This is a genomic window from Psychroflexus salis, assembly GCF_014640175.1.
GTDB lineage: Bacteria > Bacteroidota > Bacteroidia > Flavobacteriales > Flavobacteriaceae > Psychroflexus > Psychroflexus salis.
Map to the genome: position 1 here is coordinate 122,470 of NZ_BMGL01000010.1, position 12,806 is coordinate 135,275.

The following is a 12,806-nucleotide window of genomic DNA, read 5'->3' on the forward strand; positions in this document are numbered from 1 at the left end:
ACTTATCCCGAACAGAGAGCAAAGCGAACTGATTCGGAATCTTATAATTTTAAAAAACAGCCTATACTTTACTGTCACCCCGCACAAGATGCGGGGTCTTACTCCTTTGAAAACCTTTCTTGTTATTAGTATCCTACAAACATCACTAAAAATCTAACTCAATATATTTATCCTATTTAGAATCACTTTATCATTAAATTTATTTGAAATAAACCGTTATGGCTAATGTATTCAATTAATAAGCATATAAATCGAAATTCAACATTTGCTTTACATAGTTATAAATTTCAGGAAATTGGCTTTTAAACTCCTGTGGTGTTTCGAAAAAAGACTCAATTAGTACAGCAATAAATTCAAAATTATTAGTAAAAGCGTAATTTCTGATGTATTCAGATTTTAAAAGTCGTTCTCTATAGTTTGTGTCGGTTTGCATCAACTTTAATATTTTTTTGTAGTAATGCATGAATATAATAGCACTAATAGAATCGTTATTAGGTTTTCGAAAATCAAAATGCATGGCATGTACAATTTCATGTATACCCAAATTAAAGTTATCATTATTTATATTGTAACCTCCCATAAAATCTTTCCATGAAAAAACAATAGCTTTATACGCAGGATTAAACTCGCCTTTATGGTTTGCTTTATTAATTTTAGAGCGGAACACATCAGGATAAATTATAAATCTACTCAACGAATTTATCATATAATCTCTGTAGCCAAATGTAAGCATAATGGCAGTTGAAGAGATTAATATCTTCATTTTGTCGTTTACATACACGCCAGACCTGCCTTTAAATTGATGTAGCTCCATAAAATTGGCTACACGATGTTGAAAATATATTTTTTGTTTGGATTTTAGGTTTCGATAAAAGCTAAATTCGGTTTCTAAAATGTAAAGTTGGTCGGCTGTAAGCTTTTTTTTCTTTATGTATAGATGTAAATAAAAGGGTTTTGGTGAAATATGTCTAACCCATAAACTTTCAGAATAACTTATAATTTGATAAAAGAAAATAAACAAAACTAAAACCACTAAAAAAGCAGTTATAATTTGAAGAAAAAGCGGACTGACTTTTTCTTCATTAAAAATGAATATGAAAGGGAAATCTAAATGAAAAAGCCTTAACACATTATTTATAATTTGGGTCAATATACTTCATTTAATAATATAGTCTAAAATTTAAAAATTTGCAGAGCTTATAATGTTTTTGAAACATATTTTCGACAACTTCTGCAAGATCATCATTTTCATAAAACAAACTAAAAAAAACACGATCTATCGTAAATGCGCTGGATGTATTTTCTGAAGGATAACCATAACCCGAAATCGCCCTTGCTCCTGTTACATCTAAAAAGTATTGCGACTCTTCATCACTAAGGTCTAAAACTTTTCGATTGGAAAAATGAATAACTTTTCCTTTCATTTTACCTTCAAAAAGTTCTGCAATTTCTTCTATACTGTAATAATAACCATTAATTAAAAAATTATTGGCTTCACCAGGAATAACAAGGTATATTAATTCATAATCTTTAAAGTGATGGTCATCGTGCAATAAAAAACTAAGGCTTTCTTCTAATCCTTCAATGGTATCGCAGGTTTTATAAATACTGGCTATATTTTGAGTAAGCGCAATATCTTCTAAGATTTTAACAACCTCGGTAGTCTTTACTTCATCTACATCTGTAACTGCTTCTAAACAATAAATAAAATTCTCAATTTGCATATTAAGGTTTCATTTAAATATACTGCTAAAGTAAGTGTTTTATTAATGAAGGCAAGAAGTTAATCCTAACTATTAATCATAAATGCGCTACACATTTTTAAAAATTCTTATAGTTAAGACTGCATAGCTAAAATTCAAATAACTAAATTAAAAGGGTTATTTCGAGACAAAAAATACTAAAGTGTATAAATAAAATTTACAAGCTTAAATGTCTAAATTAGTATTTTTCACTCGGTTTTTTAGCTGATTTTTATTACCTATTAAGCTATAAATCTTTAACCACCAACTTATTAAATCTTACTTATGAATTGAAGAAATTTGCCAAACATCTTTGCATAAAAGTAGTTTATATATATCATACAATTTTTAAATATGAATTAATGAAACATTAATGGAATATTTGCACATTCAAAATATAGATATAGTTATGGATATTCAACTACTGTTAGACAATTTAACCAATCCTGCTTTGCTGTTTTTTGGCCTAGGTATTTTTGCTTCTTTAATTAAAAGTGATTTAGCAATCCCTAAAAATTCTTCTAAATTTATCTCGCTATATTTAATGTTTTCTATCGGTTTTAAAGGTGGACAAGAGCTTGCACATAGTGTTTTTGGTAATGAAATAATTTGGGCGTTTATAATTGGTATAATTAGTGCTGCGGTTATACCTATATATACTTTTTGGATAGCTAAAAAACAATTTGGAAAATACAATGCTGCTGCTATTGCTGCTGCCTATGGGTCGATTAGTGCTGTTACTTTTTTAACTACCGTTTCCTTCTTAGATTTACAAGGCATAGCCTACGATGGTTTTATGGTAGCCGTTATGGCATCTATGGAAGCTCCTGCTATTATTATGGGAGTAATACTTCTTGCTATTTTTTCAAAATCTAGCTCTACAAAAGTTAATTTAGGAGCTACCATAAAACATTCTTTACGAAATGGAAGTGTAATTTTATTAATAGGTAGTTTATTAATTGGTTTTCTAGCTAGCGATGAACAAGCAGCAGGAATTGAACCCTTTACAACCGATATTTTTAAAGGTTTTCTGGCGGTCTTTTTGTTAGACATGGGTCTCTCGAGCGGTAAACATTTAAAAACTTTTAAAAGCAACGGCTGGTCTGCATTGATATTCGCAATGCTAATTCCACTATTCAATGGCTCATTAGTGGCTTTGATTGCCCCATACTTTTTAGAAAGTACAGGAAATTGTTTGTTAATTTCAATTTTAGTGGCTAGTGCATCCTATATTGCTGTACCAGCGGCTATGCGATTATCTGTTCCAGAGGCAAATCCTGGTTTGTACTTACCCATGGCATTAGCAATTACATTTCCCTTTAATATTACCTTTGGTATTCCTATATACTTAGGCATAATTGAATACTTTAAATTCCTGTAAGTTGATATACATGAAATTGATTATTGCATCAGTTTATTCCTAAAATTCTTAATAAAAGATCATGAAAAATAGTACTTTAATTAAAAATGCCCACATCGTTAATAATCATCAAATTATACAAGCTGATCTTGGTATTCAAAATGGTAAAATTTCAGAAATAGGTAACATAAACGAATCTTTATATGAAAATAAAATTGATGCAAAGGGTAAATATATTTTACCAGGTGTAATTGATGCACAGGTTCATTTTCGCGATCCTGGGCCTACTTATAAGGGAGATTTGTATACTGAAAGCAAAGCAGCTGTAGCTGGTGGCGTAACTTCATTTATAGACATGCCTAACACTCTCCCTAACGTACTAGATATGCATATTTTGAATGAAAAATATAAAAGAGCTTCGGAAGTAGCACTTGCTAATTACGGCTTTTTTTTAGGAGTAAATGCAGACAATATAGATGAAGTTATACAACTGGATACAAGACATTTATTGGCTGTATCTGATGATGGCTTATACTTTACAAAAAAAGGAAACTTAATAGCAGATAATCCAATAATAATGGAAAAATTATTTGCAAATTGTAAATCTATTATAGCTATTCATGCAGAGAAGGAAGCTATTATTGAAGCTAATGAAAAAGCTTATCGAGAAAAATATGGTGAAGATGTTCCTATACAATACCATCCACACATAAGAAGCGAAAAAGCTTGTTTCGAAGCTACAAAAAATGCAATAGCTCTAGCTAAAAAACACAATGCTAGATTACATATTCTACATTTAACCACAGGAAAAGAAACCAATTTATTTACTAACGAAATTCCACTAGAAAAGAAGAAAATCACCACCGAAGTAGCCGTCCAAAATTTATGGTTTTCTGAAAAAGATTATGAGCATTTGGGCACCCGAATTAAATGGAATCCTGCTATAAAAACAGAAAATGATAGACAAACACTACTAAAAGCATTAATCGAAGATAAAATTGATTTAATTACTACAGACCATGCTCCACATAGCCTAGAAGAAAAAGAACAAACTTACTTTAAATCTATGTCGGGTGCACCTATGGTACAACATGGACTGAATGTAATGCTAGAATTATATAAACAAGGATCCATTTCTTTAGAAAAAATTGTTGAAAAAATGTGTCATAACCCAGCTAAACTCTACCATATAGAAAAACGGGGTTACATTAAAGAAGGTAATTACGCAGACCTTACTATTGTAGATTTAGCAGCTAATTGGCAAGTTACCAAAGAATCTATTTTGTATAAATGCGGTTGGTCGCCTCTAGAAAATACTACCTTTACTACACAGGTTACCCACACATTTGTAAATGGTAATTTAGTTTATCACCACGGAAGTTTTAATGAATTACACAAAGGAAAAGCGCTTGTGGTGGAACAAAACTCTTCATTAAAATGATAAGTAAAAATATAGATGAAGCGGTAAAGATTTTAGAAAATAATCAACTTGTGGCAATTCCTACAGAAACTGTTTACGGCTTAGCAGGAAATGCTTTTAGTGATAAAGCTATAACATCTATTTTCAATTTAAAAAAAAGACCACTTTTTAATCCTTTAATTGTTCATATTCAGAGTATAAATAAATTAAGTGAAGTTGCTCAAAACATTCCTAAAGATGCAATATTGTTAGCTGAAAAATTCTGGCCAGGACCACTTACACTGGTTTTGCCTAAAAAAGATTACATATCTAATTTAGTTACCGCAGGAAAAGACACGGTTGCAGTTCGTGTTCCTAATCATAGCCTAACTTTACAACTTCTCGGTAAATTGTCTTTTCCGCTTGTAGCACCTAGTGCAAACCCTTTTACTAGCATTAGTCCTACTACTCCACAACATGTTAACAGATACTTTAAAGACCAATTGCCGCTTATTTTAGATGGAGGTGCTTGCCAACACGGAATAGAATCTACTATTGTAGGTTTTGAAAATGAATGTCCGGTTTTGTATAGATTAGGCGCATTATCTGTTGAAGAAATTGAAACTTGTATTGGCAAACCGCTGCAGTTTTCAAAAACTAAGGATAAAAGGCCGCAAGCACCAGGAATGCTTTTTAAGCACTACGCTCCTTCTACTCCAACATTTCTTGTAAATTCTTTGCAAGATGAAGTGCAGTTTATAGCTTCAAAAGATAATTTAAAAATAGGATTATTGCGATTTAAAGAATTAAGCCCGAATGTGAATCCGGAGTATCAAGAAATTTTAACAGCTACAGGTGATTTAAATGAAGCTGCAAAAAATTTATATGCTGCACTACATCGATTAGACCATTTAGGATTAGATATAATTTTAGCCGAAAAACTTCCTTCGGAAGGACTTGGTATTACTTTAAATGATAAATTAAAAAGAGCTTCCAATAAATAATAAATACAGTTTAATTTTATTTTATCAATATTAAAACAAGTTGTTCTTATTCAAAAGATTATTCAAATAACTCCAAACATAAACTGCGTTCAATATGATGGATAATTTGTATTGAAAGCCATGATTTTGAAACTATTTCTGAAGAATTAACATGAATTTGTTTGCCATATTTTGCAGCATCGTCTATGCTTGCTCCATAAATTACACTACCTATGCCAGCCCAAACTATTGCGCTCATACACATAGGGCAAGGTTCTACGCTTGTATAAAGTCTTAATGTTTTTGTTTCTGTATAATCAAGCAAATGCATTTGTCGAATTACATTCATTTCTGCATGTGCAGTGGGTCCGTTTAATTTTGTCGTGTTGTAAGCAGTTATAAACTCATCTTTTGTGTTTACAAGAAGTGCTCCAAATGGAGTCTGACCTTGCTTTGCTAGGGCTATAGCTTTCTGTATCCAAAAAGAATGTGGCTTTTCTTTCATAAATAAAATATGTTCAATTATATATTTATCTGCATATGCATTGATGTGCATAAAATATTCTTCGTAATTTGTAATGTTTAATTATGAATTTTCCAATTCGTCTTTATAACTAGAAATTTGATTTTGTAAAGCTTCCGCTAAAATAGGATTTTGTATTTCGGTGTAGGTTTGCATACGTTCCTTTATAAGTTTGGCAACTAATAATCGTGCTTGATGTTTATTATCTGAAGGGATAACATACCATGGTGCATGTGTTTTAGAAGTTGAATTAATAGCATCTTCATAGCAATCAATATAGGTGTTCCATAATTTACGATCTTTTAAATCTTCTGGAGAAAATTTCCAATTTTTACTTGGTTTGTTAAGCCTACGTAGAATTCTATTTTTTTGTTCTTCTTTTGAAATATGCAGAAAAAACTTAAAAACAATGCATCCGTTTTGGTGAATAATTTGCTCAAAATCTTTGATTTGCTCTAGTCTATTTTCCCAGAATTGAGGTGTAATATCTTCTATAGAATTGATATTTGGAATATTTTCATTTAGCACAATTTCTGGCTTTACCCTAGAGATTAAAACATTTTCGTAATGCGACCTATTAAAAACGGCATATTTACCACGAGCTGGCAAAACCTTAAAATGTCGCCATAAATAATTGTGTTGTAGCTCTATGGCAGTTGGTTTTTTAAAACTATAAGAATTTACCCCACGAACATTAAAGTCTTTAAAAACTTCGCGAACTAAACTATCCTTTCCCGAAGTATCCATACCTTGTATGCAAACTAAAACAGAATACTTATTGTGTGCATATAATGTGTTTTGCATTTCACCTAAATCTCTTCGTTCTTTTCGAAGCTGTTTTTTAAGCTTTTTATTGCTTAGTTGAAGGTCTAACTCCGTTGGTAATTGCTTGAGTTGTATAGGTTCGATTACTTTAAATTCTGATAAATTCATAGGGACAGATTAATCGTATAGTTTATAAATATTGGGTAGGGATATTTTAAATATTACAGCTACTAAACGTATGCTAACTACAACGCTAAATGCGCCTATAAATACAATACTGCTAGGTAAATTAAAATGAGCAATAGCAAAGTAAGTAAAACCACCAAGTATACAAGCAGTTGCATAAATTTCTTTTCTGAAAATTACAGGTATTTCATTGCATAAAATATCTCGTATTACTCCGCCAAAGCAAGCGCTCATTGTACCAAAAGCAATGCATATTATCGGATTTAATTCTGCGTTTATTCCTTTTTCTACACCTACTACGGTATACAAGCCTATTCCTAAGGTATCGAATAAAAAAAGTGATTTTCTAAAATAGGTTAATCGTTTTCTAAATACTACGGCAAAAAGTGAAGCAGCAATAATGGTATATACGTACGTCATATTGGTTAACCAAGCTACAGGCACATCGAGTAAAACATCGCGTAAAGTTCCGCCACCTACAGAAGTTACAAAGGCAATAATTAAAATACCAAAAGCATCCATATGCTTTCTCATGGAAGTAAGTACTCCAGAAATAGAAAATGCTATAACGCCTAAAATATCTAAAATAAGGATGACATCCATAATAAAATGTAAAGGTATCTTAGATTATTCTTTAATAACCATTGCCGAAGCTTTTACGCCCGTTAATAAATTCCAAACATTCGAAATCATAAGGTTGCCAAATTCATCAAACACTTTTAATTCGGCTGTATTTGGACCAGCAGAGCCTTGATTTAGCGCTACAAACTCAATTTTATTAAAGCCTTCATTTAATTCAATAATAAAACTTTTAAACTGACTTTCTAGTAAAACATTTTCGGTTAAAATTTCTCCATTAAGTAAAATTTGAACACGGTCTCCATCAAACATCATGTGGTCTCGGCATACAATAGTAATTTTTCCTGCAGAAGTTCTATACTCTCCAAAATCCATATCGTTTTTGTATTCATCTAAGACTTTTGGTTCGCGTTGTGGACCTTTCATGCGTTTATTTACTTTATCTTCATACAAATCTGAAGGATCCATAAAATTTGGTTGTTTCGACATATTAAAGCCTTCTTTTTCTAAAGATAAACCCTCTTTGTTTCGATTGGGGATTCCGAAATTAGGACTAGGAAAAGATTTGCCAGAAAGCGGTCTTAAATCTACTGTTTTTGAAGAGTTTTTTGAACGATCTAGCTGTGCTATACTAAACTGAAAAGTTAAAGCAAAACAAAAAAAGGCTGTATAAAAACTTGAATGTCTCATAATTTAAAAGTACAAAAATAATACGAACAATAATAATTAAACATGAATTGTGCCAGTATTAAGATTTTAAAATATCTGCATTCCATAGGAAATTTAAATCAGTTTTATCTTGAAATTGAAAAGCAACATATTTACCATGATGTGTAATTGATATGGGCTTAAAAGAAGAATTGATTTTAATATAAGGAATTCCATTTTTGTCTTTATGTAGCATGTGATTTAAACAATTTCTGTTTAAATCTTTTTTAAAGTATGAATTATATGAAGAAATTTCAAAATTTTGAGAAGAAACAGCTTCAGGATTATGGATAATAGAATAAATAAAATTTGGATTGATAAACGATGCTACTTCACATTTGTAATTATCAATTTTAACTTCACTCCTACTAGTTGAAATTTCAGATACAGAAAAATCAAAAGGATTTAAGCGTGGTTTTAAGTTAAATTTACGTTGATGAGCTTTATATGCGACTTCTTTACACGACCAAATTTTCCAAAAATCGGTAAAGCCTAAAACTTTATCCTTATATTTTTTAATTTCAAGTGGATGCAATACTTTTTGCTGAAAAGCTTTAGTTTCCCAACGAATTTGATGTTGAGCAAGTTCTAAGTCTACTACATCATTACCTAACACTAACTTATTTTTTGCTGTATAATATTTAATGAAGCCCCAACACTCGTCATTTGTTCCATTTCTTCATTTTCAATACGAATATCAAATTCGTCTTCTACATCTAAAATTACATCTACTAAATGAGCCGAATTAATTTCCAAATCTGAAATAAAACTACTCTCTTTAGATAAGTTGCTAAAAGCAGATTGGTTGTTTACATAAGGTTCTACAATAGCCTTAAGCTTCTGAATTATAAGATCTTCTTTCATTGTTTATTGTTTAATTTTAGTTTATGCTCAAAAGATGCAAACAACAAATTTACACCTGCCATAATTACAATTAAAGATAAAGTTCCTGCCAAAACCCATTGCCAAATCGGTGCATTACTATGCTTTAAAAAACCGCTTTCGACTAGAGCAGATAAGCCAAAGCCGAGTAAACCGGTTCCTATACCGCCATAAAGCCAATACTTATTTTTAAATTGTTTTTGTTTATTGGTATCTTTCATCTTCTAAGTAATTTCGTTTTACAAAGTCTAAAGCAGTTTTTAAAATATTACCCATTGTTTTTGCTCGCTTAAACTTAACATCTTTGGTAAAATCTACTAATTCTTTTCGCAATTGTTTTACATTTTCTGGCTTAGATACGTGATCCTTAATCATACAACGAATTAAGGTTCTAAATCTACGTTGAGATGTAATTAATCGTTTTGCTACTTGGGAGCGTTCTTCATTTCTGTATTGCTCTATAGATGATTCTTCTAATCGGTCGGCTACCAACATAACCATTTTATAATTTTCTTTAAAAAACTGTGGTCGGTAAACTTTTAAACTGCCTTCATAATTTTGCTGGTCAAAATCTATAGCACGAATACGATAATTAACATGGTCAAAATCGTGTGTAGGAATCACCACATAATTATACGAACGCATATCGCCTAACAGCCGTAGTGTACAACGTTCATTAAACTTAACAAACTCCTTAGCAATTTGATTTTTCGCTAAGTTATCACACTTATCTAGCTCTTCTTTTATAAACACATCGCCTGGGATTCCTGCAATATGTTCTTCAATTAAAGTGTCTTTATACACTAAAAAATTAATTCGGTGTGGCGATAAAATATGTTCAAAATCCAATCCATAAATCCGAGAAGCATCGGCTTTTTTTACATAAAAGTACGTGAAATTATCGTTTAGTACGTTCCTGATTTTTATTCTAAAGGGTTTAGAATTCCCAAATGTACAATAATCAATTGCATCGATACTTAAAAAATCAAGCCGATCTGCTTTACCGTCAGAATGCAGTAATAAATATACTTTTTTAAGAGAATTATCAATATCATCGCGTTCGTAATCCGGGTAATAACAACGTACCCAAAGCGTATCTTCGTCGTTGCGATCGTACACCACAATCGAACCCGAAAACCGAAGTAAGTCGTCATAAAAAACAGGGATTTTTGTATTGCGGTTGTAGTGTTGTAAATATTTATGAAGTAAATCGTTAATTGGGAAGCTTGGCTTCTTTTTCGACATGAGTTTTTCTTCCAAATTTTCCATATTTCAAATATAAGAAATTGTAATAAGGCTGGTCTATTTAGTATCGTTAAAAGAACATTTATAATATAAAGACTTCCATAATACATCGTCCCATTTTTACTAAAGTTTTTCCTATTTTTGAAGCAAAATTTACTTATGAAAATGCGTATATGCTTTGTATTGAGCTTTTTGATTTATCTTTTTAATCTGTCTTGCTTTGCACAATTTACAGTAGAAGGAACATTAGCTAAAAATGCAAATCAAAAAATACAATTACTTGGTTTTGAAGGCATACAGGCTTATTTAATTGAAGAAACACGAACTGATGCCAAGGGTCATTTTTCAATGAGTTACACTGCCGAAGATTATGGAATAGGATACTTAAGTATCTCGCAAGTCGAAAATCAAATCCTTGTACTTGCCAAAGAAAACATTAGCATACAAGCAAATGCACTTTCTGATAAGAATAATTTGAAATTTTTACAGGGAAAGCAAAACAAACTATTTAATACTTACACAAAGGAGTTTGACATCAATCAAAATGTTCTAGGTGCTTGGCAGTACCTAGCTGAAACTTACAGGAACAATTCACATTTAAAAGCTAGACAAAATAGCCTAGAAAACATTCTCAATGAAATTGAATCTTTAAAAAAAGTGAATCAGCATCTCATTCAAAAATTGCCTGAAAACTCCTATATTCAATGGTTTATACCAGTTCGTAAAATTGTGAGCGATGTTTCTTATATCGCTCAAAATCAGCCCGAATTAATCCCTGAAAATTTAACTGCCTTTAGAAATATAAAACACGATAATGATTTGTTTTATAAAAGTGGTTTATACAAAGATGCTTTTGAAGGCCATTTTTGGCTTATTGAAAATTCAGGTTTAAGCCAAGATGAAGCTTTCGCAGAAATGAAAAAATCTATCGACATTATTGTTGAAAACCTGGCTTTTGATGATGAAAAAATGAATCAAACAGGCGAATTTTTGTTTCAATTTTTAGAAAGTAGAAGTTTATTTGAAGCATCTGAATATTTAGCGGTTAAGCTTTTAAATGAAAGCAGTTGCACCCTAAATAGTAACTTAGAAAAACAATTGGAAGTTTACCGAAAAATGAAACCAGGCAATATTGCAAATAATATTGTTTTTGATGGTGATGTTTTTAAGTCTGGTACTAAAATTTCTGTTTCTAATTTAAATGAATTACAAAGCGAATATTACTTAATTGCTTTTGGTTCGAGTTGGTGTCCAGCTTGTGTAGAAGAGTTACCTAAACTACAAGAAGAATACGCTAATCTTCAACAAAAAGGCGTTGAAATTGTAATGATTTCATTGGATACTTCTAAACAGCAATTTCAAAATTTCACAAAAGATTTCGACTTTTATGCAGCATCCGATTATAAAAAATGGGATACACAAGCTGTAAGTGATTACTATGTTTTTAGTACGCCTACTTTATATTTAATCGATAAAAACAGAAAGATTTTACTTCGTCCAAACTCAGTTGAGCGAGCTAAAAATTGGATTTTACAAAATTTATAAAGTCTTTAGGTACTATAAATAAAATTAAAATTACTTTTTTAAATGCATTTGTAAAGCAGATAAAAAGTTTCTAAGGTATTGATCCTGCAATCTGCGATATTGATCTTGATTGGGGTTTCTTAAAAAGGCACTGAGTTCATTTTTACTTAATTGTTTGCCTTTTAATTGAAAGAGTTTTAAAATATCATCGCTTGTTAATTGATAAGCAATTTTTATTTTCTTCAACACATCGTTATTTTCTAACTCAGTTTCGATAGCTGGTTGCTTACCTGGTTTCTTTCCCCGTTTAAAATTGATGAGTCCGTTTAAAAACAAAGCCAGTTCCACATCGCTTAAAACTTTGAAATCAGTAGCTTCTTCATCTTTTTGCCAAGCTTCTACATCAACTAAATTGGCATCGTAATCTACTTCTTCAAAAATGGCTTTCAATTTAGCATTGTTAAAACCTTCAATAAAACGGATTCTTTTAAAAATATCGTTGTTGGTCATTAATTTTAATTTGTTTCAAAAATAAGTAATCTTAAACTATTGTATGTTATTCCTTACACCAGAGTTATAAATAAACTTGAAATTAAACTAGATTCATCTTTTTATATCATCATTATAATTTATTTGTAATTCGATAAATTCGTCGAATTCTAGTTTATTCAATAAAAAGAAAATTAATGGATGCATTTTGTATAGAAAGCAATGAACTAATGCTTCAATAAAACTTTTAAGTTTTTAAGAACATATATTCATGAAGTATTATTTTCTAAGTATAATTGACCATCTTAAATTAAAAAATTGAATTGAATTACAATGAGAATTCGATACCTTATTTTATGCTTGCTGCTAAGTTTTACAATTCATCCACAAAGCTTTATGGGCTATTATTTATAGGTTATGG

Annotated in this window: 15 protein-coding genes; 4 read left to right on the top strand and 11 right to left on the bottom strand. The window is 30.7% G+C overall.

Annotated elements, in window-relative coordinates:
* Positions 1 to 235: 235 nt before the first annotated feature.
* Together IEV63_RS09695 and IEV63_RS09700 are read right to left on the bottom strand one after the other, a co-directional pair.
* The gene (locus IEV63_RS09695; protein ID WP_188406612.1) at positions 236 to 1,150 is read right to left on the bottom strand and encodes a zinc-dependent peptidase; all 915 of its coding nucleotides are present in this window, start codon (positions 1,148 to 1,150) and stop codon (positions 236 to 238) included.
* 10 nt (positions 1,151 to 1,160) lie between these two features.
* On the bottom strand, positions 1,161 to 1,724 hold the full coding sequence (locus tag IEV63_RS09700; protein WP_188406613.1) for a DUF6642 family protein: 564 nt from the start codon (positions 1,722 to 1,724) through the stop codon (positions 1,161 to 1,163).
* A gap of 427 nt (positions 1,725 to 2,151) precedes the next feature.
* Here IEV63_RS09700 and IEV63_RS09705 point away from each other — a divergent pair, with 427 nt between their 5' ends.
* From IEV63_RS09705 to IEV63_RS09715, 3 genes are all read left to right on the top strand, one after another.
* Positions 2,152 to 3,123 carry a sodium-dependent bicarbonate transport family permease gene (locus IEV63_RS09705; protein WP_188406638.1) on the top strand — a complete coding sequence of 324 codons (972 nt, stop codon included), beginning with the start codon at positions 2,152 to 2,154 and terminating at the stop codon, positions 3,121 to 3,123.
* A gap of 61 nt (positions 3,124 to 3,184) precedes the next feature.
* Complete coding sequence (locus IEV63_RS09710; protein ID WP_188406614.1) at positions 3,185 to 4,543, top strand: dihydroorotase; 1,359 nt, start codon at positions 3,185 to 3,187, stop codon at positions 4,541 to 4,543.
* A complete protein-coding gene (locus tag IEV63_RS09715) occupies positions 4,540 to 5,505 on the top strand; it encodes an L-threonylcarbamoyladenylate synthase (RefSeq protein WP_308419939.1) in 966 nt (321 codons plus the stop codon). The genes IEV63_RS09710 and IEV63_RS09715 overlap by 4 nt, the downstream gene beginning before the upstream one ends.
* Before the next feature lie 58 nt (positions 5,506 to 5,563).
* Here IEV63_RS09715 and IEV63_RS09720 read toward each other — a convergent pair whose 3' ends face one another.
* From IEV63_RS09720 to IEV63_RS09755, 8 genes are read right to left on the bottom strand one after another with little or no spacing between them, the layout of a single operon-like run.
* The gene (locus IEV63_RS09720; RefSeq protein WP_229737228.1) at positions 5,564 to 6,040 is read right to left on the bottom strand and encodes a nucleoside deaminase; all 477 of its coding nucleotides are present in this window, start codon (positions 6,038 to 6,040) and stop codon (positions 5,564 to 5,566) included.
* 30 nt (positions 6,041 to 6,070) lie between these two features.
* Positions 6,071 to 6,940, bottom strand: coding sequence for a PPK2 family polyphosphate kinase (locus IEV63_RS09725; protein WP_188406615.1), 870 nt, complete (start codon positions 6,938 to 6,940; stop codon positions 6,071 to 6,073).
* Positions 6,941 to 6,949: 9 nt separating this feature from the next.
* A complete protein-coding gene (locus IEV63_RS09730) occupies positions 6,950 to 7,561 on the bottom strand; it encodes a trimeric intracellular cation channel family protein (protein ID WP_188406616.1) in 612 nt (203 codons plus the stop codon).
* 24 nt (positions 7,562 to 7,585) lie between these two features.
* Positions 7,586 to 8,227 carry a hypothetical protein gene (locus IEV63_RS09735; RefSeq protein ID WP_188406617.1) on the bottom strand — a complete coding sequence of 214 codons (642 nt, stop codon included), beginning with the start codon at positions 8,225 to 8,227 and terminating at the stop codon, positions 7,586 to 7,588.
* Positions 8,228 to 8,285: 58 nt separating this feature from the next.
* Positions 8,286 to 8,861 (bottom strand): 4'-phosphopantetheinyl transferase family protein, encoded by a 576-nt coding sequence (locus tag IEV63_RS09740; RefSeq protein WP_188406618.1) that lies wholly within the window; start codon positions 8,859 to 8,861, stop codon positions 8,286 to 8,288.
* Positions 8,861 to 9,109: an acyl carrier protein gene (locus IEV63_RS09745; protein ID WP_188406619.1), complete on the bottom strand. Its 249-nt coding sequence runs from the start codon at positions 9,107 to 9,109 to the stop codon at positions 8,861 to 8,863. Before IEV63_RS09745 ends, IEV63_RS09740 begins: the two co-directional genes overlap by 1 nt.
* On the bottom strand, positions 9,106 to 9,348 hold the full coding sequence (locus IEV63_RS09750; protein WP_188406620.1) for a hypothetical protein: 243 nt from the start codon (positions 9,346 to 9,348) through the stop codon (positions 9,106 to 9,108). The genes IEV63_RS09745 and IEV63_RS09750 overlap by 4 nt, the downstream gene beginning before the upstream one ends.
* Complete coding sequence (locus IEV63_RS09755; RefSeq protein ID WP_188406641.1) at positions 9,332 to 10,387, bottom strand: hypothetical protein; 1,056 nt, start codon at positions 10,385 to 10,387, stop codon at positions 9,332 to 9,334. The genes IEV63_RS09750 and IEV63_RS09755 overlap by 17 nt, the downstream gene beginning before the upstream one ends.
* A gap of 144 nt (positions 10,388 to 10,531) precedes the next feature.
* Here IEV63_RS09755 and IEV63_RS09760 point away from each other — a divergent pair, with 144 nt between their 5' ends.
* The gene (locus IEV63_RS09760) at positions 10,532 to 11,917 is read left to right on the top strand and encodes a peroxiredoxin family protein (RefSeq protein ID WP_188406621.1); all 1,386 of its coding nucleotides are present in this window, start codon (positions 10,532 to 10,534) and stop codon (positions 11,915 to 11,917) included.
* Between the two features lie 30 nt (positions 11,918 to 11,947).
* On the opposite strand, the gene IEV63_RS09765 is transcribed toward IEV63_RS09760, so the two are convergent.
* Complete coding sequence (locus tag IEV63_RS09765) at positions 11,948 to 12,406, bottom strand: YehS family protein (RefSeq protein ID WP_188406622.1); 459 nt, start codon at positions 12,404 to 12,406, stop codon at positions 11,948 to 11,950.
* Between the last annotated feature and the right edge of the window lie 400 nt (positions 12,407 to 12,806).

Excerpts from the sequence above, each read along its gene's own strand:
- IEV63_RS09765 (WP_188406622.1), bottom strand. The coding sequence starts at position 12,406 with ATGACCAACAACGATATTTTTAAAAGAATCCGTTTTATTGAAGGTTTT.
- IEV63_RS09760 (WP_188406621.1), top strand. The coding sequence starts at position 10,532 with ATGAAAATGCGTATATGCTTTGTATTGAGCTTTTTGATTTATCTTTTT.
- IEV63_RS09730 (WP_188406616.1), bottom strand. The coding sequence starts at position 7,561 with ATGGATGTCATCCTTATTTTAGATATTTTAGGCGTTATAGCATTTTCT.
- IEV63_RS09750 (WP_188406620.1), bottom strand. The coding sequence starts at position 9,348 with ATGAAAGATACCAATAAACAAAAACAATTTAAAAATAAGTATTGGCTT.
- IEV63_RS09705 (WP_188406638.1), top strand. The coding sequence starts at position 2,152 with ATGGATATTCAACTACTGTTAGACAATTTAACCAATCCTGCTTTGCTG.
- IEV63_RS09710 (WP_188406614.1), top strand. The coding sequence starts at position 3,185 with ATGAAAAATAGTACTTTAATTAAAAATGCCCACATCGTTAATAATCAT.
- IEV63_RS09700 (WP_188406613.1), bottom strand. The coding sequence starts at position 1,724 with ATGCAAATTGAGAATTTTATTTATTGTTTAGAAGCAGTTACAGATGTA.
- IEV63_RS09725 (WP_188406615.1), bottom strand. The coding sequence starts at position 6,940 with ATGAATTTATCAGAATTTAAAGTAATCGAACCTATACAACTCAAGCAA.
- IEV63_RS09715 (WP_308419939.1), top strand. The coding sequence starts at position 4,540 with ATGATAAGTAAAAATATAGATGAAGCGGTAAAGATTTTAGAAAATAAT.
- IEV63_RS09720 (WP_229737228.1), bottom strand. The coding sequence starts at position 6,040 with ATGCACATCAATGCATATGCAGATAAATATATAATTGAACATATTTTA.
- IEV63_RS09735 (WP_188406617.1), bottom strand. The coding sequence starts at position 8,227 with ATGAGACATTCAAGTTTTTATACAGCCTTTTTTTGTTTTGCTTTAACT.
- IEV63_RS09745 (WP_188406619.1), bottom strand. The coding sequence starts at position 9,109 with ATGAAAGAAGATCTTATAATTCAGAAGCTTAAGGCTATTGTAGAACCT.